General features: G+C 72.3%; 17 protein-coding genes and 2 pseudogenes. 9 read left to right on the top strand and 10 right to left on the bottom strand.

All coding sequences use genetic code 11. The features are described from left to right. Positions 1 to 106 precede the first annotated feature (106 nt). The gene (locus ACQ86M_RS11355; RefSeq protein ID WP_431245511.1) at positions 107 to 736 is read right to left on the bottom strand and encodes a ScbR family autoregulator-binding transcription factor; all 630 of its coding nucleotides are present in this window, start codon (positions 734 to 736) and stop codon (positions 107 to 109) included. A gap of 133 nt (positions 737 to 869) precedes the next feature. Between ACQ86M_RS11355 and poxB the strand changes: the two genes are divergently transcribed. Continuing rightward, positions 870 to 2,603: a ubiquinone-dependent pyruvate dehydrogenase gene (poxB, locus tag ACQ86M_RS11350; RefSeq protein ID WP_431245510.1), complete on the top strand. Its 1,734-nt coding sequence runs from the start codon at positions 870 to 872 to the stop codon at positions 2,601 to 2,603. 23 nt (positions 2,604 to 2,626) lie between these two features. Here the strand turns inward: poxB and ACQ86M_RS11345 are convergent, their stop codons facing one another. Further along, a complete protein-coding gene (locus ACQ86M_RS11345; protein WP_431245509.1) occupies positions 2,627 to 4,354 on the bottom strand; it encodes an LCP family protein in 1,728 nt (575 codons plus the stop codon). 130 nt (positions 4,355 to 4,484) lie between these two features. Beyond that, positions 4,485 to 4,991 carry a MarR family winged helix-turn-helix transcriptional regulator gene (locus ACQ86M_RS11340; protein ID WP_431245508.1) on the bottom strand — a complete coding sequence of 169 codons (507 nt, stop codon included), beginning with the start codon at positions 4,989 to 4,991 and terminating at the stop codon, positions 4,485 to 4,487. A gap of 128 nt (positions 4,992 to 5,119) precedes the next feature. On the opposite strand from ACQ86M_RS11340, the gene ACQ86M_RS11335 reads away from it, so the two are divergent. Beyond that, positions 5,120 to 5,707: an NADPH-dependent FMN reductase gene (locus ACQ86M_RS11335; RefSeq protein ID WP_431218770.1), complete on the top strand. Its 588-nt coding sequence runs from the start codon at positions 5,120 to 5,122 to the stop codon at positions 5,705 to 5,707. Positions 5,708 to 5,740: 33 nt separating this feature from the next. On the opposite strand, the gene ACQ86M_RS11330 is transcribed toward ACQ86M_RS11335, so the two are convergent. From ACQ86M_RS11330 to ACQ86M_RS11320, 3 genes are all read right to left on the bottom strand, one after another. Continuing rightward, on the bottom strand, positions 5,741 to 6,517 hold the full coding sequence (locus ACQ86M_RS11330; RefSeq protein ID WP_431245507.1) for a DNA-formamidopyrimidine glycosylase family protein: 777 nt from the start codon (positions 6,515 to 6,517) through the stop codon (positions 5,741 to 5,743). Positions 6,518 to 6,532: 15 nt separating this feature from the next. Next, on the bottom strand, positions 6,533 to 11,305 hold the full coding sequence (locus tag ACQ86M_RS11325) for an Lhr family ATP-dependent helicase (protein WP_431245506.1): 4,773 nt from the start codon (positions 11,303 to 11,305) through the stop codon (positions 6,533 to 6,535). A 77-nt stretch (positions 11,306 to 11,382) separates the two neighbouring features. Then, positions 11,383 to 12,768 (bottom strand): FAD-dependent oxidoreductase, encoded by a 1,386-nt coding sequence (locus ACQ86M_RS11320; protein WP_431245505.1) that lies wholly within the window; start codon positions 12,766 to 12,768, stop codon positions 11,383 to 11,385. 250 nt (positions 12,769 to 13,018) lie between these two features. On the opposite strand from ACQ86M_RS11320, the gene ACQ86M_RS11315 reads away from it, so the two are divergent. Beyond that, positions 13,019 to 13,810: a cupin domain-containing protein gene (locus tag ACQ86M_RS11315; RefSeq protein WP_431245504.1), complete on the top strand. Its 792-nt coding sequence runs from the start codon at positions 13,019 to 13,021 to the stop codon at positions 13,808 to 13,810. Here ACQ86M_RS11315 and ACQ86M_RS11310 read toward each other — a convergent pair. Then, positions 13,785 to 14,087 (bottom strand): alpha/beta hydrolase, encoded by a 303-nt coding sequence (locus ACQ86M_RS11310; protein ID WP_431245503.1) that lies wholly within the window; start codon positions 14,085 to 14,087, stop codon positions 13,785 to 13,787. The genes ACQ86M_RS11315 and ACQ86M_RS11310 overlap by 26 nt on opposite strands. A gap of 461 nt (positions 14,088 to 14,548) precedes the next feature. On the opposite strand from ACQ86M_RS11310, the gene ACQ86M_RS11305 reads away from it, so the two are divergent. The 3 genes and pseudogenes from ACQ86M_RS11305 (at position 14,549) to ACQ86M_RS11295 (ending at position 16,633) form a co-directional block, all read left to right on the top strand. Then, complete coding sequence (locus ACQ86M_RS11305; protein WP_431218767.1) at positions 14,549 to 15,130, top strand: NUDIX hydrolase family protein; 582 nt, start codon at positions 14,549 to 14,551, stop codon at positions 15,128 to 15,130. 63 nt (positions 15,131 to 15,193) lie between these two features. Continuing rightward, positions 15,194 to 16,057: an alpha/beta fold hydrolase gene (locus tag ACQ86M_RS11300; protein ID WP_431245502.1), complete on the top strand. Its 864-nt coding sequence runs from the start codon at positions 15,194 to 15,196 to the stop codon at positions 16,055 to 16,057. A 265-nt stretch (positions 16,058 to 16,322) separates the two neighbouring features. Then, positions 16,323 to 16,633, top strand: a pseudogene (locus ACQ86M_RS11295) (TetR-like C-terminal domain-containing protein). 108 nt (positions 16,634 to 16,741) lie between these two features. On the opposite strand, the pseudogene ACQ86M_RS11290 reads toward ACQ86M_RS11295, so the two are convergent. After that, positions 16,742 to 18,396, bottom strand: a pseudogene (locus tag ACQ86M_RS11290) (DEAD/DEAH box helicase). Between the two features lie 274 nt (positions 18,397 to 18,670). Here ACQ86M_RS11290 and ACQ86M_RS11285 point away from each other — a divergent pair. Then, on the top strand, positions 18,671 to 20,893 hold the full coding sequence (locus tag ACQ86M_RS11285) for a HelD family protein (protein WP_431245501.1): 2,223 nt from the start codon (positions 18,671 to 18,673) through the stop codon (positions 20,891 to 20,893). Positions 20,894 to 21,097: 204 nt separating this feature from the next. On the opposite strand, the gene ACQ86M_RS11280 is transcribed toward ACQ86M_RS11285, so the two are convergent. Both ACQ86M_RS11280 and ACQ86M_RS11275 read right to left on the bottom strand, forming a co-directional pair. Continuing rightward, positions 21,098 to 21,814, bottom strand: a complete 717-nt coding sequence (locus ACQ86M_RS11280) for a DUF1684 domain-containing protein (protein WP_431245500.1) — start codon at positions 21,812 to 21,814, stop codon at positions 21,098 to 21,100. Beyond that, entirely contained in the window at positions 21,811 to 22,377 is a 567-nt protein-coding gene (locus ACQ86M_RS11275; protein ID WP_431245499.1) for a hypothetical protein, read from the bottom strand. Before ACQ86M_RS11275 ends, ACQ86M_RS11280 begins: the two co-directional genes overlap by 4 nt. A gap of 143 nt (positions 22,378 to 22,520) precedes the next feature. Between ACQ86M_RS11275 and ACQ86M_RS11270 the strand changes: the two genes are divergently transcribed. Then, complete coding sequence (locus tag ACQ86M_RS11270; protein WP_431218763.1) at positions 22,521 to 23,018, top strand: EVE domain-containing protein; 498 nt, start codon at positions 22,521 to 22,523, stop codon at positions 23,016 to 23,018. Then, positions 23,015 to 23,626, top strand: a complete 612-nt coding sequence (locus tag ACQ86M_RS11265; protein ID WP_431218762.1) for a 2-phosphosulfolactate phosphatase — start codon at positions 23,015 to 23,017, stop codon at positions 23,624 to 23,626. The genes ACQ86M_RS11270 and ACQ86M_RS11265 overlap by 4 nt, the downstream gene beginning before the upstream one ends. Positions 23,627 to 23,647: the final 21 nt, after the last annotated feature.

Here is a 23,647-nt window from a genome sequence, read left to right as displayed (position 1 = left end):
ACCGATCGTCCGGTTCCGGCGTAGAATGCATGCACGCCCCGACACGGCCGTAGCGGATTGGGGGCGCTGCGGCCGGGTCGGTCAGGCGCAGCGGCGACGGATGCCCTCAGCGGATCAGCGCGGGCAGCGCGCCGAGCCGCTCCAGCCGGTCCGCGGGCACGATTCCGGGCAGCAGCACGATCCACAGCTCGCGCACCCGCTGCACCAGGTCCTTCCGACCGGTGAACGTCTCCGACACCAGCTGCACCCCGGTGTACGCCGCGACGACCACGGCGGCCAGCATCGCCGGGTCGACCTCCGGCCGCAGATCACCCTGCTCCGCCGCCCGCCGGAACAGATCCTCCGAGGCCCGCAGCCAGTCCTGATAGGGCTCGAGCACCGGTTCGTCCAGGTAGGCCACGTCGTTGGTCAGCCGGATGCCGGCCTGCACCACCGGATCGGTCAGCAGCTGGCGGGCGAGCACCGCGCTCAGCAGCACCATGGTCTCGAGTGCTGGCCGGTTCTCCTCGACCACCTCGGCGGCCGCCGCCATGGTGCGGCGGTGCTGCTCGGCGATCACGGCGCGCGCCAGTTCGTCCTTGGACCTGAAGTGGAAGTACAGAGCCCCCTTGGTGACGCCCGCGGCCTCCGCGATGTCGGCGATGGACGCGAGCCCGTACCCGCGCCGACCGAATACGGCGGCCGCCCCGCCGACGATCGTGTCGCGCGTGACCTGCGCCCTCACCTGTTTGACCATGATGGGCTCACGTTAACGCACAGTTCCTCCCGGGACGATGAACGATTTGCCCCGAGGGCGTAGCGTGAGCCGTGCCGCCATGCGCCTCCGTGCCGGCGGCGCACTGAGCCGCGCCTACCTGAGGGAGACCGCCATGCCCACTGTCGCCGACACCATCGTCGAGATCCTGAAGGATGCGGGGGTCAGCCGCGTCTACGGCATCCCGGGCGACTCGCTCAACGGCTTCACCGACGCGATCCGGCGCACCGACGGTCTGACGTGGGAGCATGTGCGGCACGAGGAGGCGGCCGCGTTCGCCGCCTCGGCGGACGCGGCGCTCACCGGCGAGCTCGCCGTCTGCGCGGGCAGCTGCGGGCCGGGCAACACCCACCTCATCAACGGACTCTACGACGCCAACCGCAGCCGGGTTCCCGTGCTGGCGATCGCGGCCCAGATCCCGGGTGCGGAGATCGGGAGCGGCTACTTCCAGGAGACGCACCCGGAGGAGCTGTTCCGCGAGGCGAGCGTCTACACCGAGCTGGTCAGCCAGGTGGAGCAGATGCCGCGCATCCTCGAGATCGCCATGCGCACCGCCGTGGAGCGCCGCGGTGTCGCCGTCGTCGTCGTGCCCGGCGAGATCTTCCTCGCCGACAGCGCGGGGCGCACCAAGTCGGCGCCGATCACGTTCTCGCCGCGCATCACGCGCCCGACGGACCCGCAGCTCCAGGTCGCCGCCGACATCCTGAACGGTGCCAGGAAGGTCACCATCCTCGCCGGTGCGGGCTGCGAGGGCGCGCACCCGCAGCTGCTGTCGATCGCGGCTGCACTGCAGGCTCCGATCGTGCACTCGATGCGCGGCAAGGAGTTCATCGAGTACGACAACCCGTACGACGTCGGCATGACGGGCCTGCTCGGCTTCTCCTCCGGCTACCGGGCGATGGAGTCGTGCGACGCGCTCCTCATGCTCGGAACCGACTTCCCGTACCAGCAGTTCTTCCCGTCGAAGGCGAAGATCATCCAGGTCGACATCCGCGGCGAGAACCTGGGCCGCCGCGTCCCGCTCGACCTCGGGCTGGTCGGAAGTGTGAAGGACACGGTGGAGGCGCTGCTGCCGCTGCTGGCGGACCGCACCGACCGCAAGCACCTCGACTCGTCGCTCGCACACTACGCCAAGACGCGCAAGAGCCTCGACGACCTGGCGGTCAACGACCGCAACCGCACGCCCATCCACCCGCAGTACGTCGCCCGGCTGGTCAGCGAGCTGGCCTCCGAGGATGCGGTGTTCCTGCCCGATGTGGGCTCGCCCGTGGTCTGGGCGGCGCGGTATCTGCGGATGAACGGACGACGCCGGCTCATCGGATCGTTCACCCACGGCAGCATGGCGAACGCCCTGCCGCAGGCGATCGGAGCGCAGACCGCGTTTCCCGGGCGGCAGGTGGTCGCGCTCGCCGGGGACGGCGGCTTGGCGATGCTGCTGGGGGAGCTGCTCACCCTGCGGCAGAACAAGCTGCCCGTCAAGATCGTCGTCTTCAACAACTCCTCGCTCAACTTCGTCGAGGTCGAGATGAAGGCGGCGGGCTTCGTCAACTTCGGCACCGGCCTCGAGAACCCGGACTTCGCGGCGGTGGCGCAGGCGATCGGGCTGCACGGCCAGCGCGTCGAGAAGCCGGACGAGCTGGAGGGCGCGCTGCGGGCGGCCTTCGCGCACGACGGCCCCGCCCTGGTGGATGTGGTCACCGCCCGTCAGGAGCTCAGCATCCCGCCGGCGATCACGGCCAAGCAGGTGGGCGGCTTCACCCTCTACGCGATCCGGACGATCATGAACGGCCGCGGCGACGAACTCATCGACCTCGCCGACACGAACGTCTTCCGGCGGTTGTTCGACTGAGGCCGGGACGCGGTCGGTGGGACCTAGTTGATGCAGACCTGCGAGCTGTAGTTGCTGGCCGGGCCGGACGGCGACGGAGCCGGGGCGGCGGGCGCTGCCGGCGCCGAGCCTGCGGCGGCAGGCGCCGCGGGCATGATGCCGTCGTCGCCGAGCACGACGGTGACCGTGCTCACCGCGTCGGTCTGCTGCACGGAGGCGCCCGGCAGGTACGCCGCGACGGCCTTCGCCTGCGCCTCCTGACCCGGCTTGTACTGGATCACCGTTGTGGTGCGGGTGTCCGCATCCCCCGGCGTGCCCGTTTTGAAGCCGGCTGCCGCGAGCGTCTGCGTCGCCGTGGTGGCCGCGCCGTTCGCGCTGCCGCCGTTGAGCACCGTCACCGTGGTCTCGGCCGGCGTCGCGGCCTTCGCGTTGTCGTAGGCCGTCGGCGTGCCCATCAGGCTCTGGATGAACGCGGGCATCGCGGCGGTGTCCACCTCGACGATGGAGACGTCGTTCCCGTCGACGGTGATCGTCGGGGTGCCCGAGATGGGGATGGTCGCCGACTGGATCTTGCCGCCGGTCAGGCCCTGGAGCTGGGCGCCGAGCTGCAGGAAGTTGAGGCCCGGGTCGGTCTCGAGCGAGCCGCTCACCGCATCCAGCGTGTCGGTCAGCTTGGCCGGGTTCAGCAGCGTTCCGGCGGAGAGGAACTTGTGCGCCTCCACCGAGAGGAAGTACTGCTGGCGGACCACGCGGTCGAGGTCGCCGCGCGGGAGACCGTGGCGCTGGCGCACGAAGGACAGCGCCTGCTTCGCGTCGAGGGTCGAGACACCGGCCGGGAAGTTCGCGCCGGAGTACGGGTCGTCGACGGCGTTGTTCAGGCACACCTGCACCGGGCCAAGCGCCTTCGCGATCGTGTAGAAGCCGAGCAGGGAGACGCGCACGTAGTGGTCGATGCTCAGGCCCGTCAGGTTCTGCACGGTCTGGATGAGGAGCTTGGCGCCCGCGGTCGGGTCGCTGCCGCCGCCGCCCAGCGAGAAGGCGGCGTTCAGCTTGTTCATGCCGTGGCCCGGCACCTCCACCCAGGAGTCGCGGGGGAGGGAGATGAGGGTCGCCGACTTCCCGTTGGCGGGGATGTGCAGCACCATCATCGTGTCGGTGTTGGTGCCGCCGCCGTCGCTGGTCGTGCTCAACTGGTCGAGCTCGGCCTGGGTCGCGCCGTCGGGGCGGTGGTCGTCGCCGACCAGCAGGATGTTCTGGTCCTGCCCGTCCACATCGTTCGCGGGCTTGGAGATCACGTCGACGTGCTTGACGCCGCCGACGAAGCGGAAGTAGCTGTACGCGGCGTAGCCGCCGACGACCACGAGGATGACGGCCAGGGCGGCCGCGGTCCAGGCGACGATGCGCTTGGTGCGCCGGCGGCCGCGCGGGTGCCTGCCGGAGCGGCCGGGGGTCGGGCCGCTGCCGTCCCCGTTGTCGCCGCCCCCGTTGCCGCCGCGTCCGCCGCCTGCGCCGCCGCCGCCACGGCGTCCTGCCCCGTCGCCGCCGAGCCCTGGGGCGTCACCGCCCATCCCGAACGGGTCGAAGGGCGCGCCGCCGCTGCCGCCGCTCGCGCCGCTGCCGCCGGTGGGCACGCCGGATGCCGGACGGGTGGCCCGCACCGGCCGACGCGGGTCCGTGGCGGACGGCACGCGTCCCAGGACCGCCGTCGGAGGCAGCTGCTCGTCGCTGCCGTCGGCATCGGGTCCGGTGGCGGGATAGTTCGGGCGTCGCACAGGGAAACGCTAGGGGGCGCCGCCTTGGAACCCGCTGGTTGCGGCCGGTGTTCCCGACGAATGGCCAGCGAATCCGCCACCCGTTCTCAGCGAGCCGCCGGTCGCGGCCGGCCGCGGCCTGCGAGAACGCTCAGTCGTCGCAGTCGTCGGAAGGGACGCAGTCCTCCGACTCGATCGCCGCGTTCATGCGCTGGGCGATGCCGAGCAGGTCCTCCTGCTGCTGCGGCGACAGAGCATCGAACAGGATGCGGCGGATCGTCGCCGAGTGCTTGGGGAGCGCGTGGACCACTACGCGACGCCCCTCGCCGGTGAGGTGGATCCAGGTCGCCCGACGGTCCTCGGCGCACTCCTGCCGCTCCACGAGGCCGCGCGCCGCCATCCGGGTCACCTGGTGCGAGACGCGGCTCTTCTCCCAGCCGGTCACGTCCACGAGGTCGCGCACCCGGAGCCGCCGCCCCGGTGAGCGCGTGAGGGCCATGAGCACCTCCAGTTCGGAGATGGAGATGCCGTCGTCGTGCTGCAGCTGCGCGTCCAGGGTGCGGTCGAAGCCGCGGCGCATGAGGTGGAAGGCGCGGAACAGCTCCAGCTCGTCGTCCGTCAGCTTCCGCGGGTCGGGACGAGTGCGCACGGTGGCCATACGTCATCCTGACACGGCTGCCGGGACGCGCACGAGGGATGCGCCGGCAGCGAACCGGAGCAACCGGGAATGGATGCCGGGATGACGTCGTTGGGGATCGGTGACACGTCATCAAAAGGAAGGCTGACATGACGAAGATCGCCATCATCATCGGAAGCACGCGCCCCGGGCGCAACGGCGAGGCCGTGGCCCGCTGGGTGTACGAGAACGCGTCCAAGCGCGCGGGCGTCGAGTACGAGCTCGTCGACCTCAAGGAGTGGGACCTCCCGCACCTCGACGAGGCCATGCCGGCCGCCATGGGCCAGTACGCCGGTGAGCACACCAAGGCGTGGGCGGCCAAGATCGCCGAGTTCGACGGCTACCTGTTCGTCACCCCCGAATACAACCACAGCACCTCGGGTGCCCTCAAGAACGCGATCGACTACGTCGGCGCCGAGTGGTACAACAAGGCGGCCGGGTTCGTCAGCTACGGCGTCTTCGGCGGCGCCCGGGCCGTCGAGCACCTGCGCCTGGTCCTCTCGCAGCTGCAGGTCGCGACCGTCAGCGCCTTCGTGGGCCTGAGCCTCGCGCACGACTTCGAGAACTGGCAGCTGAAGCCGACCGACCAGCAGACGGCCGCGCTGACCCCGCTGTTCGACCAGCTCGAGTCGTGGTCGACCGCGCTCGAGTCGGTGCGCGCTGCGGACGTCGAGGAGGAGGACGAGGCCGCGGCCTAGTCCCTCTCCCGGTGCGTCTTCTGCCCGGTCCGCCTACGTCTGGCAGACCGGGCAGAAGTACGTCACCCGCTCCTCCAGCTCCGTGCGGCCGAGGGACGACGACAGGATGGGCGTGCCGCACCGCCGGCAGGGCTGGCCGCGGCGACCGTAGACCCAGGTGTTCCGGCCCCGCCGGGTGTCGCCGGTGGTGACGCGGAGCGGACGGTCGCGGTTGACCGTGATGAGACGGTGCCCCAGGTCGACGGCCGCCGCGAGGTCGGTCTCGCCGGCGGGCCGGGTGGGCAGCATCCCGCGCAGGAAGCACAGTTCGTTGGCGTAGACGTTGCCCAAGCCGGCGAGGTTGCGCTGGTCGAGGAGTGCGACCGCCACGGGCACGTCGGGGTGCTCGGAGAGGCGGCGCACGGCCTCCGCCGCATCCCAGTCCGGCCCGAGCAGGTCGGGCCCGAGGTGGCCGACGACGTCGTCCTCCCTGTCGCGCGGGATCACCTCGAGGACTCCGAGCTGGAAGCCCACTGCCTGCGCGTCCTCGGTGCGCAGCACGGCGCGCGCCTGGTAGCCGGGATGCCGCCAGCGGCCGTCGGGCGCGTACACCTCCCACGTGCCCTCCATCTTGAGATGGCTGTGGATGGTGTGCTCGCCCACGTGCATGAGCAGATGCTTGCCGCGGCTCACCACGTCGTCCATCCGCTGCCCGGAGAGGTCGAGCGTCGCGTACGCCGGGACGCGGAAGTCGGTCTGGGTCAGGATGCGGCCCGAGAGCGCGCGATCGAGCCGGCGCGCCGCCTGGTAGACGGTGTCGCCCTCAGGCATGTGCGGATTCCGTCGTCATCCGCGCAGCCTCAGCCCGCGCGGCGTCGCGAGGAAGCCGGCCGCCGAGAGCGCGTCGCCGAGCGGGGAGCCGAGGACGAAGCCGCCGTTCACCGTCTCGATCGCGAGCTTGTCGACCCGCCGCGAGGTGACGAGCGCGGCCAGTGCTCGTGCGGCGGCGGCGAGGACGAGGTCGGCGTCTCCGTCGCGCTGAGCTCCGACCGCGGTGTCGGCCGTCGGCGTGGCCGACGTGCCCGCTCCCGCGGCGGTGCCCGCATCCGCGCCCGCTCCCGCTCCCGCGACGAAGCAGAGCAGGCTCTTGCCGCCGCGCTCGACGTACAGCGCCAGCTCGCCGTCGACGAGAACGACCAGGGCTCCGGCCTTGCGGCCAGGTCGATGTCCCGTGCCGCTCTCGCCCGGCACGGCGGGCCAGGGCAGGGCGGCGCCGTACGCGTTCGCCGGGTCGGTCGCGGCCAGCGCGACGGCCTCGTAGGGCCGCTCCTGCGTGTGATCGCGGGAGTACGAGCGCAGCCGGTCCACCGTCGCACCGCTGGCGAACTGGGCTGCGCCGAGCGTCTCGACGAAGTAGCCGCGGCGGGCGCGTCCAGTCTCCTCGAACCCGCTGAGCACCTTGTAGGCGAGCGCGAAGCCGCCCGGGGTGCCCTCGTTCATGACGGAGCCGCGCGTGACGACGCCGTAGCGGTCGAGCAGCGTCTCCGCCTGCCCGTGCGCCCGGACCGTCGAGTCGAGGTCGCGCCCGGGAAGCAGCGACCAGCGGCCGGCCGCCGTCGGGGGACCCATGCGGGTCACCATGGCCGAGGCGCGCGGGGCGACCCGGCCGCGATACATCCGGGCGCGGGACGGCTGGCGCGGGCGCTTGTGCGCGCCGGAGCCGCCGGCCGTCAGCGTCCGCAGGGGTGCCAGCGTGTCGTTGGTGATCCGCCCGGCCCAGACCAGGTCCCACAGCGCGGTCACCAGCTCGGCGTCGTCGATGGGCGAGCCCCGCTCCGTGCCGAGAGCGTCGGACAGCTGGCGGAAGAAGTACCCGCCGCCCCGCCCGAGCGCCTCCAGGATGCCGCGCTGCACCTCGTCGGGTTCGTGCTCCGACGGCGGTGCCAGGGTCAACGGAGCCGTGTCGGCGAGGTGCAGGCTGATCCATCCGTCGTCGCCGGGCAGGCTGCCGTCGCCGGCCCAGATCACCTCGCCGGTCGCGGTGAGCTCGTCGAGCATCGCCGGGCTGTAGTCGGCGACGCGACCGGGCAGCACGAGCGACTCCCATGCCGACGCGGGGATGCGCGCGCCGGCCAGCTGCTCGATCACGGAGGCCACCGCATCCACCCCGCGGAGAGTCGATCCGACATGCTGCCACTCCGGCAGGAAGCGGCCGAACGTCGCCGTGTCGACCGGTTCGACCTCGTGCCGGAGCGCCGCCAGCGACATCCGCCGCAGGCGTCGGAGGACCTCCGCGTCGCTCCACTCGCTGCCGTGCGCGTGCGGACGGAATTCGCCCTCCACCACCCGGCCGTCGCGCGCCAGCCGGCGCAGCGCGTCGTGGACGATCGCCGGGCCCAGCCCGAAGCGGCTGGCGACGTCGGCCGTCTCGAACGGACCGTGCGTGCGGGCGAACCGGCTGACGAGGTCGCCGAGCGGGTCGTCGACGGGCTCGATGAAGGCGAGCGGGACGCCGATCGGCAGGGGGACGCCGAGGGCGTCTCGCAGGCGGCTCGCGTCTTCGATCGCGGCGTAGCGCTCGGTGCCGGCGATCGTCACGGCCAGCGCACGATGCGTGTCGACGAGGGTGGCGAGGTGCGCGGACGCCGTCGCGCGATCGGCGGGCGGAGCGGCGGTGGGCTCGTCGTCGTCCCCTTCCGGGTTCGGGTCGCCCGGGGCCGCATCCGCGCGGGTCGCAACAGCGTCGCCCTCCAACCGCTCCGCCACCTCGTCAGCGGAGAGCGGACCGAGCAGCCGCAGCAGGTCGGCCACCCCCTCCACCCCGCGAACCCGGCGGTCCGGGGCCAGCCGCTGCAGCTGCAGTTCGACCCGCTCGATCACCTGCGGGTCGAGCAGCTCCCGCAGCTCCGCCCGGCCCAGCAGCTCGGCCAGCAGGCCGGCGTCGAGAGAGAGGGCCGCCGCGCGACGCTCCGCGAGCGGGCTGTCGCCCTCGTACATGAACGCAGCGACATATCCGAACAGCAGCGAGCGCGCGAACGGCGATGCGGTCTCCGTCGCCGCTTCGACGAGCCGGATCTTCCGCTGCTCGATCTGCTTCGCCACGTCGGTCAGCGCGCCGAGGTCGTAGACGTCTTGCAGCACCTCGCGGATGGTCTCGAGGATGATCGGGAAGCTCGGGTACTTGCGTGCCACATCCAGCAGCTGGGCCGCCTTCTGGCGCTGCTGCCACAGCGGCGAGCGCTTGCCCGGGTTGTACTTCGGGAGCAGCAGCGCCCGTGCGGCCGACTCGCGGAAGCGCGAGGCGAACAGCGCCGAGCCGCCGACCTCGGCGGTCACCAGCTCGTCCAGCTCCTGCGGCTCGAAGACGAAGAGCTCGCCGCCTGGAGGCTGCGACTCTGTGTCGGGGATGCGCACCACGATGCCGTCGTCGGCCGCCATGGCGCCCGCGTCGATGCCGTAGCGTTCGCGCACACGCGCCTGCACGGCCAGCGCCCATGGCGAATGCACCTGCATGCCGAACGGGGAATGCAGCACCACCCGCCAGTCGCCGAGCTCGTCGCGGAAGCGCTCGATTACGAGAGTGCGGTCCGTCGGGACGTGCCCGGTCGCCTCCTTCTGCTCCTGGAGGAAGGCCAGCAGGTTGCTCGTGGCCCACGCGTCGAGCCCGGCCTCCACGCAGCGCAGCTCCGCGTCGGCGGGGGAGGCGCTGCTCAACTCGCGCGTGAACGCTCCGACCGCGCGCCCGAGCTCGGCGGGCCTGCCGATCCCGTCGCCCTTCCAGAACGGCAGGCGCCCGGGCTCGCCGAACGCCGGCGTGACGAGCACCCGGTCGTGGGTGATCTCCTGGATGCGCCAGCTGGTCGCGCCCAGCGCGAAGACGTCGCCGACACGGGACTCGTAGACCATCTCCTCGTCGAGTTCGCCGACACGACTGGCCTTCTCGCCGACCATGTAGACCCCGAAGAGGCCGCGGTCGGGAATGGTGCCGCCGCTCGTGACGGCCAGCCGCTGTGCGCCCGGACGGCCGGTGATGACGCCGGTGTCGCGGTCCCAGACGATGCGCGGACGCAGTTCGGCGAACTCGTCGGACGGATACCGCCCGGCGAGGAGGTCGAGCGTCGCGTCGTAGGCGCTCCGCGGGAGCGTCGAGAAGGGCGCGCTGCGCCGCACGGCGTCGAACCAGTCGTCGGCGTCGATCGGTTCCAGGGCTGCCGCCGCGACCGTCTGCTGGGCGAGGATGTCGAGCGGGTTCGCGGGCACCTTGAGCGACTCGATGAGCCCCGCGGTCATCCGCTCCGTCGCGACCGCCGAGTGGATGAGGTCGGCCCGGTGCTTCGGGAAGACGACGCCGCGCGAGATCTCTCCGACCTGGTGGCCGGCGCGCCCGACCCGCTGCAGCCCGCTCGCGACCGAGGGCGGCGCCTCCACCTGGACGACCAGGTCGACCGCGCCCATGTCGATGCCGAGTTCGAGGCTCGACGTGGCGACGACGCAGCGCAGGCGGCCCGACTTGAGGTCGTCCTCGATGAGCGCCCGCTGCTCCTTGCTCACCGAGCCGTGGTGTGCCCGCGCAAGGACCAGCGTGTCCTCGTCGGCGACCGCCTGAGACCCGCGGGTCTGGCCGGAGCCGCCCATCAGCTCGGCCGGCGCGCGCCGCGCCTCCGCCCCGTCGACCGCGCCACCGAGCAGCCGCTCCTCGTAGATCTCGTTCAGCCGCGCCGTCAGCCGCTCGGCCAGACGCCGGGAGTTGGCGAACACGATGGTGGAGCGGTTCTCGAGCACGCGCTCGACGATCGCCTCCTCGACGTGCGGCCAGATGGATCCCGCCTGCGGCGGCGAACCGTCGTCCGGGTTGTCGCTCGCGTAGGTCGAGGTGCCGAGCTCGCTCATATCCTCCACCGGCACCACCACGCGCAGGTCGAACCGCTTGCCCGCCGGGGGCGCGACCACCTCGACGGCGCCCCGGCCGCCGAGGAAGCGCGCGACCTCCTCCGGCGGCCGCACGGTCGCCGAGAGGCCGATGCGCTGCGCGGGCCGTTCGAGCAACTGGTCGAGGCGCTCGAGCGAGAGCGCGAGGTGCGCGCCGCGCTTGGTCGAGGCCACCGCGTGCACCTCGTCGACGATCACCGTCTCGACGGACGCCAGGGTCTCGCGCGCCTGCGACGTCAGCATGAGGAACAGCGACTCGGGTGTCGTGATCAGGATGTCCGGCGGATTGCTCAGCAGCGCCCGCCGGTCGGACGTCGGAGTGTCACCCGACCGCACGCCCACGCTCACGTGCGGCGGCTCGGCGCCCAGGCGCTTGGCCGTCTGCGTCACGCCGACGAGCGGCGCGCGCAGGTTGCGCTCCACATCCACACCCAGTGCCTTGAGCGGGGAGATGTAGAGGACGCGCGTTCCCGGCTTCGCATCGGCCGGCCGCTGCTCGCTCGCCAGCCGGTCGATCGCCCAGAGGAACGAGGCCAGCGTCTTGCCGGATCCCGTGGGCGCGATCACCAGCGCGTGCTTGCCGTGCGAGATCGCCTCCCACGCCCCTTCCTGCGCCGCTGTGGGCGCGGCGAAGGCTCCGCGGAACCATTCGCGGGTCGCGGGGGAGAATCGATCGAGCACGTCGCTCATCCCTCCATCCTGCACCCCGCCACCGACACTGTCAGGGCCGCGGGGAGGACCTGTGGACAACGCTCAGGGGCGCCTGTTCAGGAGACGATGGCGTCGAACACCTCGTTGAACGCCTCCGTGGTGCTCGGGTGCGTATAGATGGCCGTCTTCAACTGCGTGGCGGTCACCCCCTGCCGCATCGCGAGCGCGACGGTGTTGATCACCTCCTGCGCGTCGATGCTGAGGAGCGCCGCCCCGAGGATGCGGTCGGTCCGCGCGTCAAGGACGAACTTCATCAGTCCGCGGGTCTCCTCCACCGTGTACGCGCGGGGCATCGCGACGATGTCGGCGACGTTCCGGCGTGCGACCCGGATGTCGAGTCCCTGGGCCCGTGCGTCCCTCTCGGTGAGCCCGACGGTGGCGAGCGGCGGCGTGATGAAAAGGGTCCTCGGCACGGCCACGCGGTCGGCCCTGCTGCGTGAACCGTCTCCGAGCAGCTGGTCCAGCACGATGCGAGCATCGTCGAGCGACACATAGGTGAACTGGGGGCCGCCGTTCACGTCGCCAAGCGCGAAGATGTGCGGCCGGCTCGTCCGCAGGCGGTCGTCCACGATCACCGCTCCGCGGGAGTCGGTGCGCACGCCCGCCGCGTCGAGGCCCAGACCGTCCGTCGCCGGCCGGCGTCCGGTGGCGGCCAAGAAGGCGTCTGCCTGAAGGGTCACCGTGCGCCCATCGCGCTCGTAGCTGATCTCCGCGTGACCGTCGCGGTCGATCACCTGCGTCGCCCGGGCGCCCGGGATCAGCTCGATCCCGTCTCCGGAGAGGATCCCGGCGACCGCTGCCGCGACGTCGTCGTCCTCTTTCGGGAGAAGGCGGTCGGCCGCCTCCAGCACGGTCACGGTCGAGCCGAACCGTCGGTAGATCGACGCGAATTCGAGCCCGAGGTACCCGCCGCCGATGATGGCCAGACGGGTCGGCAGCTGCTCCGCACGGGTCAGATCGGTGCTGCTCACCCGGTATGCGCTCTCCGCGGCTCCCGCGATGTCCGGCACGATGGGCTCCGACCCGGTGTTGATGAGGATGGTGGGCGCCGTGACCGTGATCCGGTCGGTGCCCTCCCCGACGCTCACGGTGTGCTCGTCGAGGAAACGGGCGCGGCCGGTGAGCACCGTCGCGGTGTCCTTGCCCTCCAACGCCTCGAAGTTCCCGGCGCGGAAGGCGCTCGTCAGTGCACGGACTCCTTCGATCGAGTTCGCGAAGAACTCCTGCGCCTCGTCTTCCAGGCGCTTCGAGTTCGAGTAGTGGACGAGCATCTTGGTCGGGACGCAGCCGACGTTCGGGCACGTCCCGCCGTACATCTGGTCCGACTGCTCGATGAGGATGACGCGGCGGCCGGCGTCGCTGAGGGCGTGGGCGGCGGTCTTGCCGCCCTTGCCGAAGCCGACGACGAGGACGTCGGCGGTGAGTGCTGTTGTGGTGTCCATGTCACGAGTCTGCCCGGCGTCATTTGATGCGAAAAGAGGTTCGAGTCGCACTCCCTTGCTCTAAAGTCTCAGTTGTGGATGAGATCAGCCGCCTTCTCCAGCTCGCTCGCCTCCAGGCGATGCTCGACAAGCGCTGTCTGCTCGGAGGCTCGACGCGTATGGACGTCTCCCCGTACGGCGAGAGGGAGGTGCCGTTCCATGTGCTGCTCGAGGGGAGTGCCGGCTCGAGGTCGCGGGGACCCTCCACGACATGAAGGCCGGCGACGTCGTGGTCCTTCCGGCGGGCGGCCGCCATCGCATCATCACGGCGGGAGGCGGCCGGCAGCGCTCGATCGCGGAGGAGCCGAAGGGCGGCTTCGACCTCACCACGAGCGATGACGGTTCCGATCCGGTGATCGATCTCTTCTGCGGGCACTACACCATCGGGCCGGGGGCGGGCTCGCTGCTCTTCGGATCCCTCCCCACCCCGACGCACGTGTCCCTGTTCGGTTCGGAGGAGGGGCGGTCCGTACTCACCCGGCTGAGCGCCCTCATGCGGGAGGAAGCCGAGGTGGCGGGATCCGGCTCCGCGGCGATCATGTCGGCCTTCTGCACTGTCCTGATGGCGCTGGTCCTTCGGACCTCGGTCGCGAACGGAGCCCATGACCGGCTGTGGACGGCGGCGTCGGATCCCCGGATGGCGGCCGTCGTGCAGCGGGTGGTGGACGATCCAGGCGCGGACTGGTCGGTCGATGAGCTCAGCCGCCGGACCATGACCTCGCGGGCGACGTTCTTCCGTCACTTCCAGGCCGCGACGGGGATGACCTTCGGCCGCTTCCTCGCCCGGGTGCGGATGATGTCCGCCTCCGACCTGCTCCTCTCGTCGGATCTCACCGTCGCGGCCGTGGGGGACGCGTCGGCTACCGATCGGAGGCTGCCTTCTCGCGCGCGTTCCGTGCCGAGGTCGGTGAGACGCCGGCGCGATTCCGTCGCCTGCACGCGCAGTGACCATCGAGGCGTGACCTCGGGCGGGCGCCTCAGCGGGGGAGGTGCGTGCGGATGAACGCCGAGATGTCGCCGAGCTCCGGCGTCGAGATGGCGTGCCCCATCCCCTCGTAGATCCGCGCGTCGAGGGCGGAGTGCCCGGGGAGCCAGTCGGCTGTCCGGTCGAGCGACGCGCTCGGGATGGCGTCGTCGAGCGTTCCGCGCCCCCAGAACACCGGCACCTGAGCCTCGGCGAGCTCGGGGTCGCGCGGCTGGTCGCCCTTGACGACGAAGCCGGAGAGCTGGACAGCGTAGTCGAAGCGCTCCGGGGCGAGCCGGAGCAGCTGCAACGCCATCGCACCCCCTGCGAGAAGCCGAGCAGGCCGGTCGGCACGGCGGGCTGCTCGTCGAGCCAGTCGAGCACGGCGCGCGCGGCCGCGTCCGCGTTGCCGGCGAGCGGATCGCCGGGCACGTTGGTGAAGCGGGAGAACCACGCGAATCCCGGGCCCTCGGGGATCGGTGCACGCAGCGATGCGATCACCGGTTCCAGCGGGAGGTAGGCCGCGATGCCGAAGAGGTCGGCCTCGTCGGAGGCGTACCCGTGCATCAGGACGAGCAGCGGGCGCCCGGCGCGGTCGCGCTCCGAGGCGGACCAGAGCACGGCGTCGCGGTCGATCCGCAGGTCGGGTGTGGGAAACGGCACCCTCCATTCTGCGCCGAGATCCGGACTCGTCCACAGCCCCCGTCGGAGTGCCGCCCATCCACAGATCGCTCGTCCCCCATAGGTGCCCGTGATGCCCTTCCGTAGGATTCATGCATGAGCGTTCGCACCCCGGATCCGGATCCCACCCCCGACCCGCTTCCCGGCGACGGTCCGCAGCCCGGCCCGGCCTGGCTGTCCGACCTCGAGCTGGAGCAGGTGCGGCGGCGGCTGCCCCTGCTCTACGTGGAGGCGGTGCCGGTGCGGGTGGATGGGCTCGGTCAGGTCATCGAGGTCGGCATCCTGCTGCGGGCGAACGCGGTGGGCGAGATCCGGCGCACGTTGGTGTCGGGCCGGGTCATGTACGGCGAGACGCTGCGCGAGGCGCTGTTCCGTCACCTCGAGAAAGACCTCGGCCCCATGGCGTTCCCGCAGCTGCCGGCGAGCCCCGTGCCGTTCCAGGTCGCGGAGTACTTCCCGATGCCCGGCGTGTCCCCCTACCTCGACGAGCGGCAGCATGCGGTCTCGCTCGCCTACGTCGTCCCCGTGACCGGCACCTGCGAGCCGCGCCAGGATGCGCTCGAGCTGACGTGGATGACGCCGGAGGAGGCCACGTCGCTCACCGTGACGGAGGAGCTGGAGGGCGGCCGCGGCGCGCTGGTGAAGGCCGCGATGGCCTCACTGGGCCGCATCCGCTGAGCCTCGCACCGACCGCGAAACTGCTTCTTGCGCCCGGTGGCTAATAGTATTAGCTTTATGGCTATGAACACTTCCGTAGAATCGCAGGTCCGCTACCTGCAGCGCCCCGAGGGGCGCGTGAGCTACACCGTCGAGGGGCAGGGGCCGCTGATCGTGGCCGTTCCCGGCATGGGTGACCTCCGGTCGACCTTCCGCGAGATCGTGCCGCCGCTCGTCGCGGCGGGCTACCGTGTCGCCGTCACCGACCTTCGTGCGCACGGCGACTCGGACACCACCTTCCGCGAGTTCGGCGACGTCGCCACGGCGCATGACATCATCGCCCTGATCGAGGATCTCGGGGAGCCGGCCGTCGTGCTCGGCAACTCCATGGGCGCCGGGGCCGCCGTCTGGGCCGCCGCCGAGCGCCCCGACCTCATCGCCGGGCTCGTCTTCTACGGCCCGCTGCTGCGGGATCCCGCCATGGGACGCGCCACCATCGCCCTGCTGCACCTCGCGTACCGTGCGATGTTCGTGCGCCCGTGGGGTGCCGCCGTCTGGGCCGGTTACTATCGCGGCCCGGTCAACCGCGGCCGCAAGGCGCCGTGGTTCGACGAGCACGTGGCCGCCATCCGTGCCTCGCTCTCCGAGCCCGGCCGCCTGGCCGCCTTCCGCCGGCTGACGGTGCGGCTCACCCACTCGGTGGTGGAGCCGCGCCTGCCGCAGGTGCGGGCCGGCATGGTCGGCTTCGTCGGCGAGTTCGACCCGGACTACCGCGATGTCGATGCCGAGTGCGAGTGGATGCGCTCGCAGGGTGTCGAGGTCGTGCGCGTGCCCGACGCCGCGCACTACCCGCAGGCGCAGCGTCCCGACATCACCGTGCCGGGGACGCTCGACGCCGTCGCGGCCTGGCGCACTCCCGACGGCGCGTCCTGGGCGGCGCGTGCCTAGGGCCGGTCTGACCCGGTCCGCCGTCGCCGCCGTCGCCGTCGAACTGGTCGACGAGGGCGGGCCGGCCGGGTTCGACCGGCTCACCCTCGCGGCGGTCGCCGGGCGGGCCGGCGTCGCGGTGCCCAGCCTGTACAAGCACGTGTCGTCCCTCGGCGACCTGCGCCGCCTGGTCGCGACCGAGTCGGTCTCCGAGCTGACCCGGCTGCTGGCCGGGGCGACCATCGGACGCTCGGGACCGGATGCGGTCCGGGCGGCCGCGGATGCGATGCGCGACTTCGCGCGCCGTCATCCGGGGCGCTACGCGGCCATGCAGGTCGCGGCGGATCCGTCCGACCCGGCAGACGCCGACCTCGCCGCCCGCGCCGCGGAGACGCTGGCCGTGCTGGCGGGGTGCTCCGCGGTTTCGGCCTGCCGGACGACGAGCTCGTGGATGCGATCCGGATGCTGCGCAGCGCCGTCCACGGTTTCGTCATGCTCGAGCTGGGCGGCGGCTTCGGTCTGCCCGACGACCTGGACCGCAGCTACGCCGTCCTCATCGACGGCGTCATCGCCGGCGTCGAGCGCCTCGCCGCCTAGCGGGCCCGGGGACGCATCCACCACCGAGTACACGAAGATTGCACGCCCCGATGCCCGGGATGTGCAATCTTCGCGTACTCGATGGAGGGGTCAGCCTGGACGGAGGGGTCAGCCCTGGGCGCGACGGCTGCCCTGGCCGCGACGCACCGAGGCGTCGGTGCGGGCGGCCGTCGGGCGGCCGGCTCCGCCGGAGCGGGCGGCGCCATGGTCGCGGGCGCCGGTCGCCGAGGCGCCTCCGCGGTGCTGGCCGTGCGAGGCCGCACCCGGCTGGGCCGCGGCGGAGCGGCCGCCGCGACGACGCGAGCCGCCGGTCGAGCCGGCGCCCGCCTGCGAACCGCCGCGACCCGTGCCGCCGGTGGCCGAACCGCCGCGACCGCCGCCGTTGCCGGTGCCGTTGCCGTTGCCGTTGCCGTTGCCGCCGGAGCGACCGCCGCCCTGCGACGACGCGCCGGCGCCCGTCCCCGCGCCCGCGCGCCGCGCGCGCTTGCGCTGCGCATTCGCGCCCTGCGACGTCCCGCCGCCTCCGGCGGGCCGCTGCACGACCGCCGACGGGGCGACGCGCGCCGCGACCGGTCCGACGAGGGCCGTGACGGCCTCCGACGTCGCGGTCACGCGCTGCGGCGTCGCCGCGATCGCGGCCTTGCGCAGCAGCTGGCGCACGTCCTCCGCCTGGGCGCTGAGCATCACGGTGACGACGTCGCCGGCGCTGCCCGCGCGGGCGGTGCGTCCCGAGCGGTGCAGGTACGCCTTGTGCTCCGCCGGCGGGTCGACGTGGACGACCAGCTCCACGTTGTCGACGTGCACGCCGCGGGCGGCGACGTCGGTCGCGACCAGCACCTTCACGCTCCCGTCACCGAAGGCCGCGAGATTGCGGTCGCGCGCACCCTGGGCGAGGTTGCCGTGCAGGTCGACGGCCGGGATGCCCGAGGCGGTGAGCTGCTTGGCCAGCTTCTTCGCCTGGTGCTTGGTGCGGGTGAACAGGATGCGGCGGCTGGTGCCCGACGCGAGCGCCTCCACCAGGTCCTTCTTCTGGTCGGGGGTGTCGACCTGCAGCACGTGGTGCGTCATCTGCTCGACCGGGCTGGTCTCGTCGTCCACCGAGTGCAGCACGGGCGAGTGCAGGAACCGGTTGACGATCTTGTCCACGCCGTTGTCGAGGGTGGCCGAGAACAGCAGGCGCTGGCCATCGGCCGGCGTCGCCGCGAGCAGGCGGGTCACGACGGGCAGGAAGCCCAGGTCGGCCATGTGGTCGGCTTCGTCGAGCACCGTGATCTCGACCGCGTCGAGGGAGACAAAGCGCTGCTTCATGAGGTCCTCGAGGCGGCCGGGGCAGGCGACCAGGATGTCGACGCCGGCCTTCAGCTCGGCCACCTGCTTGTTCTGCGACACGCCGCCGAACACGGTCGAGACGCGCAGCGAGTAGGCGTCGGCCAGCGGGCGGAAGGTCGCGGCGATCTGGGTCGCGAGCTCGCGGGTCGGCGCCAGCACGAGGGCCAGCGGGCGTCCGGAGCGGCGCGGTCCGCCGGCCAGGACGGTGCCGAGGCGCGCGACGAGAGGCAGGGCGAAGGCGATGGTCTTGCCGGAGCCGGTCTTGCCGCGGCCCAGCACATCCTTGCCCGCCAGCGCATCCGGAAGGGTGTCCTTCTGGATCGGGAACGCGGTGGTCTTGCCGTCGGCCGCGAGAGCGGCGACGAGGGTGCGGGGACGCCGAGGTCGGCGAAAGTGGAGGGCGCCGTGGTCGACGGCGCAGCGGGGGAGGTCACAGTGGTGCCTTTCGGGCAGGGGACCCGGGCGGCGTCGTGCCGGAGCGGGTCGGGTGGCGAGCGCACCGAGCGGCGCGATCGTTCGCCGTATGAAGAGAAGCGTGCGGGGCTCTGGCCTGTTTCAGCGTGGCCCGGCGCAGCGCGAAGCGTTCTACGACGCAGCGGGCATCATTCGTCCCGCAACCTTCACTCTAGGGCATCCGGCCGCACGAGTGCTGAGAGCGCTCATACACCTGGAGGTCGTAGACTGTCGGCCCGGAAACGAGAGGTGGCCATGGAGTCGGAGCTCGATCGCGAACGCGCCGTGGTCTCGGGGTTGTACCAGCGGCTGGATGAGCTGCGCGCCGAGACCGAGGAACGGCTCACCCGCGTGCGGCGTGACAGCGTCGGCAGCAACCACCAGGCCCGTAGCGAGCGGGATGCGTTCGCCCGGCTCTACGAGGATCAGCTGACCCAGTTGCGGGACGTGGATGCGCGGCTGGTGTTCGGCCGGCTGCTTCTGGAGGAGCCCATCGACGGCTCCGACCACCGCTACATCGGGCGCGTCGGGTTGCGCGACGAGGACCAGCGCTCGCTGCTCGTGGACTGGCGCGCGCAGCAGGCCGGCGCCTTCTACCAGGCGACGGCGAACGAGCGGATGGGCGTGCGCGCCCGCCGCCACCTCACGATGTCGGGACGCCAGGTGACCCGCATCGACGACGAGGTCTTCGACGAGGCGCTGCTCGACGGCGACCGCGCCTCCGAGCGGGTGCAGGGCGAGGGCGCGCTGCTCGCCGCCCTGACCGCGCAGCGCACCGGGCGCATGCACGACATCGTGGCGACCATCCAGGCGGAGCAGGACCGCATCATCCGCTCCGACCTCCGTGGTGCGCTGGTGGTGCAGGGCGGACCGGGCACCGGCAAGACCGCCGTCGCGCTGCACCGCGCCGCCTATCTGCTGTACGCGAACCGCCAGCGGCTCAGCGCCTCCGGCGTGCTCGTCGTCGGGCCGTCGACCGCGTTCCTCCGCTACATCGAGGCGGTGCTGCCCTCGCTCGGCGAGACCGGCGTGGTCATGTCCAGCCTCGGCGAGCTGTTCCCCGGCGTGGAGGCGACCGCCGAGGATGCGCCGGAGGCCGCCGTGCTGAAGGGCTCGTCGCAGATGGCCCGGCTGCTCGCGCGGGCCGTCAAGTCACGGCAGAAGGCCCCGGCCGAGGCGCAGACCATCGTGGTCGACAACGAGCGGCTGGTCGTCGATCCGGAGCTGATCCACCGGGCCATCGCGAAGGCGCAGCGCACGGGCAAGCCGCACAACGTGGCGCGCGTGACGTTCGTGAAGGCGGCCCTGTCGGAACTGACGGACCAGCTCGCCGCGCAGTTGCGGGCGTCCGGGTCCACGATCGATGACGCCGACCTGAAGGTTCTGCGGGAGGACCTGCGCACCTCCTATGACGTCCGCGTGCTGCTCAACACCGCCTGGCTGCCGCTGACCCCGCAGAAGCTGCTGCAGGATCTCTACGCGCGCCCCGCCTGGCTCGCCGAGCTGACCCCGCGCTGGTCCGACCAGCAGCGGGCGGCGCTGCTGCGCGACCGCGCCGAGCCGTTCACGGTGTCCGATGTGCCGCTGCTGGATGAGGCGGCCGAGCTGCTGGGCGACTTCCCCGGCCGCGCCGACCCGGCCGACCGCGAGCGTGAGCGGCAGCGCAAGCGCGACCTCGAGAACGCGAGGGCGGCGATCCGCAACATGGGCGTGCAGGGCCTGGTGAGCGCCGAGCAGCTCGCGGACGGCTTCGCCGAGCAGGCCGACCGCGGCACGACCGCGGAACGCGCGGCGTCCGACCGCAGCTGGACCTACGGTCACGTCGTGGTCGACGAGGCGCAGGAGCTGTCGCCGATGCAGTGGCGGGTGCTGGTGCGCCGCTGCCCGATGAAGTCGTTCACGATCGTCGGCGACATCGCCCAGGTCGCCTCCGCCGCCGGTGCGTCGAGCTGGCAGGATGCGCTGAACCCGGTGTTCAAGGACGCGTGGCGGCTCGAAGAGCTGACGGTCAACTACCGCACGCCCGCGCAGATCACGCGCGAGGCCGAGCGGATCGCCGTGGAGGCGGGGCTGCCGATCACGCCGACGCGGGCGGTGCGCGAGGGCGAGTGGCCCATCCGCCGGGCATCGGCCGCGTCGGCGGAGCCCGAGGCGCTGGGTGCTGCGGTGGCGGAGGCGGTCGCGCACGATCGCGGCGTCGACGACGCGGGGACGCTGGCCGTCATCACGACTGCGGCCGACCTCGCGGCCGTCTCCGCCGCGGTGACCGAGCGGTTCGGGGAGGCCGCCGGTCGCGGTGCGGCCGGGCTCACCCGCCCGATCGCGGTGCTGACCGGCTACGAGGCGAAGGGCCTCGAGTTCGACGCGGTCGTGCTCGCCGACCCGGATGCGCTGGCCGCCGAGTCGCCGCGCGGTGCCGCATCCCTCTACGTCGCGATGACCCGCCCGACGCAGCGCCTCACCCTCGTCTCCCGCTGAGCCGTCCCCGTCCCCGTCCCCGCAGATTCGTCACGAATGCACGGTATCGGCGCCCGATAACGTGCATTCGTCACGAATCTGCGCGATGACTCCCGGACGTGAGCGCACACGACGTGAGGTGCACATTTGTGCCAAATCTCGGTTATGGCGCCGCGATAACCGCGATTTGGCACAAATCTGCACCGGGGGAGCCGCGAGAACGGGTCAGTCGCCGGCGTAGCGCTCGCCGACGGGGACCTCGACGGCGAGGGTGTTGCCCGCCTGCGCGAGAGGACACGCCCACGCGGGGTCGTAGGCGCACGACGGGTTGTAGGCGAAGTTGAAGTCCAGCACGATCGACGCTTCCCCCTCGTCGGCGCCGAGCCCGAGATCCGCGCCCTTGATGGTGTCGACGAGGTAGCGCCCGCCGCCGTAGGTCCCGCCCGGACGCCCGGCCAGCGCATCCTTCACCGGCACGAACAGTCCGCCTCCGTATGACGACAGCCGCCAGACGTCGAGCGAGCCGGCGAACGGGACGCGCACTGTGCCGAGCAGCTCGAACGGGACCACTCCGTCGGTGCCGGTCTCCACGTCCATCCGCTTCGCCTCGGCAGCCGGGACGATCGGGAGCTCGAAGCGCCAGTCGGGGTCGTACGGCACGACCGGCAGACCGGTGAAGCGCTCCAGGTCCTCGGGCAGCAACGGGGAGGCGGGATGCGACGAGAACAGGTCGTTGCGGCACGAGATCCAGTGCGCGTGCGCTTCCGCCGGGTCGTGGGCGGCGAGGCGCCGGACGGATGCGTACAGCGCGAAGACCCGCTGCCGCCAGTCGGCCGTCTGCACCGCGGTCACCGCCCGGCCCGCGCCGGCCGTCCCGGCGGCCGACCCGCCGGCCGACCCGCCGGCCGTCGCACCCGACTCGGACTGCTCCGTGCTGCTCATCTCTCCGCCGCTCCTGTCTGCGCCTCATCCGCGTCGGTCTCGTGCGGTTCGTGCACCTCAGGATCGTAGGCCCAGGTCGGCGCCAGCCGCCGCAACCGGACACCGCGCCACTGCCAGAACGCCCAGAACGCGTACCAGGCGAACGGCGTCAGCGCCCCCGCGCGGACGATGAGCTGGTCGCGGTAGAGCGTCCGCAGCCGCCCGTTCTCGTCGGGCCCGGCGGGGTCCGGCGCGATCGCCATCCGGTGGTCCAGGTGGGGGACCGCGGCGAGCACCCCGCCCGTACCGCCGCCGCTGTCGCGCAGGATGCGCGTCGCCCCTTCGCGCGGGTCGGTCGACCGCAGCGTGTCGAGGCGGATGGCCTGGGTGCCGACGGTGAACGCGCCGAGCGCCTTCACCCGCACCCGGTGCTCGCGGCCCCAGGTCGTCGGGAAGCCGCCCTGCTCGTCCGAACGGAAGTCGAGCCACGGCATCGCCACCTCGCGGAAGGCGGTCGGGCTCTGCAGGGCACGCCAGGCGGCGTCGGGGTCGCAGTCGAGCGTCAGCTTGAGGAGCACGCGCATCCTCACAGTGTCATCCCGAACCGGGTGGATGGGGTGGTGCGGCGGGCGTTCTCTCGGGCATTCCCCGGCTGGCGTGCCCGACACGTCGGTCCGCAGCCGCGCGCGTGGGCGCGCATGTCGGTGGTGTGCGCTACAACGGGAGCATGGCGATCCGTTTCTGGCTGGGCGTGGTGCAGCTCGACCACGTGCTGCGCGGGGTCGCCGGCGGGTTCGCCCAGCTGAACCACGGCGCGCGGGCGCCGCTCGAGCGGATGGGGTCGGCCGACGGGTTCGTCTACTACTCACCGCGGGCGTCGTATCCCGACGGGGAGGCGCTGAAGCAGTTCACGGCGGTCGGCCGGGTCGCCGACACCGAGGTGTTCCAGGTGACGCAGGGTCCGTCGATGAGCGGGCCGGCCGCCGACTTCCGGCCGTGGCGGCGGCGCATCGAATGGGATCATGACGCAGTCGCGACGCCCATCCGCCCGCTGCTCGGCATGCTCGACTTCACGCGCGACCGGCCCGACTGGGGCTACCAGTTGCGTCGCGGTGTGATCGAACTCTCCCGGCACGACTTCGAGCTGATCCGGCGTCAGATGCGTCCGGCGCCGGGCGAGATGCGTCCGGGGCGCTCGGCGGCGCGAACGACGATGGCCCGGTGACCGAGCAGACCGTCGCCGCGCCGACCCTCCCCGAGCCGCCCCTCCCCGAGATCACTCCTCCGCAGGCGAAGTACCAGGTGCGGTTCGACTGGGGAGTCGAGGGCGCGGCCGTGATCGGCGCGAACGCGGACGTGATCGTCTGGGTGGATGCGCTGCCCGAGCCGTCGGCCGGGGCTCCGGAGTTCGACGGCGACGGGGCCGTGCTAGCCGCCGACCTGACCTCGGCGCAGGCCGCCGCCCGCTGGATACTCGCCGAGCAGGTGCGGCTGGGCCGCCGCGCGATGGTGGCGGTCGTCGCCGCCGGGGCGCCCGCGGCCGCCTCCCACCGATTCGCCGTCGAGGACCTCCTGGCGGCCGGCGCCGTGGTGGACGCCCTCGCCGCGGCCGGCATCGACTACTCGTCGCCCGAGGCGGCCGCCGCCTGCGCCGCGTTCACCGGTCTGCGCGGCGCCGTCGCCCACCTGCTCACCGCGTCCGTCGCCGGTCAGAAGCGCATCGCGGCGGGCGCATCCCCGGCGGACGTCGCAGCAGCGGGCCGGCTCGGCGCGTCCGACGCTGTGACCGTGCTGCGAGCCTCCCGACAGACCGGTGCGCGCCTCTCGGAATGATCGGGCGACGGCATACGTTCG

This window comes from Leifsonia xyli subsp. cynodontis, from assembly GCF_050632205.1.
Classification (GTDB): Bacteria; Actinomycetota; Actinomycetes; order Actinomycetales; family Microbacteriaceae; genus Leifsonia; species Leifsonia xyli_D.
This window is presented reverse-complemented; position numbering and strand designations above follow the sequence as displayed.

Bases quoted from the DNA above. Each gene is read 5' to 3' on its own strand.
- ACQ86M_RS11355 (WP_431245511.1), bottom strand. From the start codon at position 736: ATGGTCAAACAGGTGAGGGCGCAGGTCACGCGCGACACGATCGTCGGC.
- poxB (WP_431245510.1), top strand. From the start codon at position 870: ATGCCCACTGTCGCCGACACCATCGTCGAGATCCTGAAGGATGCGGGG.
- ACQ86M_RS11340 (WP_431245508.1), bottom strand. From the start codon at position 4,991: ATGGCCACCGTGCGCACTCGTCCCGACCCGCGGAAGCTGACGGACGAC.
- ACQ86M_RS11335 (WP_431218770.1), top strand. From the start codon at position 5,120: ATGACGAAGATCGCCATCATCATCGGAAGCACGCGCCCCGGGCGCAAC.
- ACQ86M_RS11330 (WP_431245507.1), bottom strand. From the start codon at position 6,517: ATGCCTGAGGGCGACACCGTCTACCAGGCGGCGCGCCGGCTCGATCGC.
- ACQ86M_RS11325 (WP_431245506.1), bottom strand. From the start codon at position 11,305: ATGAGCGACGTGCTCGATCGATTCTCCCCCGCGACCCGCGAATGGTTC.
- ACQ86M_RS11320 (WP_431245505.1), bottom strand. From the start codon at position 12,768: ATGGACACCACAACAGCACTCACCGCCGACGTCCTCGTCGTCGGCTTC.
- ACQ86M_RS11315 (WP_431245504.1), top strand. From the start codon at position 13,019: ATGAAGGCCGGCGACGTCGTGGTCCTTCCGGCGGGCGGCCGCCATCGC.
- ACQ86M_RS11310 (WP_431245503.1), bottom strand. From the start codon at position 14,087: ATGGCGTTGCAGCTGCTCCGGCTCGCCCCGGAGCGCTTCGACTACGCT.
- ACQ86M_RS11305 (WP_431218767.1), top strand. From the start codon at position 14,549: ATGAGCGTTCGCACCCCGGATCCGGATCCCACCCCCGACCCGCTTCCC.
- ACQ86M_RS11300 (WP_431245502.1), top strand. From the start codon at position 15,194: ATGAACACTTCCGTAGAATCGCAGGTCCGCTACCTGCAGCGCCCCGAG.
- ACQ86M_RS11285 (WP_431245501.1), top strand. From the start codon at position 18,671: ATGGAGTCGGAGCTCGATCGCGAACGCGCCGTGGTCTCGGGGTTGTAC.
- ACQ86M_RS11280 (WP_431245500.1), bottom strand. From the start codon at position 21,814: ATGAGCAGCACGGAGCAGTCCGAGTCGGGTGCGACGGCCGGCGGGTCG.
- ACQ86M_RS11275 (WP_431245499.1), bottom strand. From the start codon at position 22,377: ATGCGCGTGCTCCTCAAGCTGACGCTCGACTGCGACCCCGACGCCGCC.
- ACQ86M_RS11270 (WP_431218763.1), top strand. From the start codon at position 22,521: ATGGCGATCCGTTTCTGGCTGGGCGTGGTGCAGCTCGACCACGTGCTG.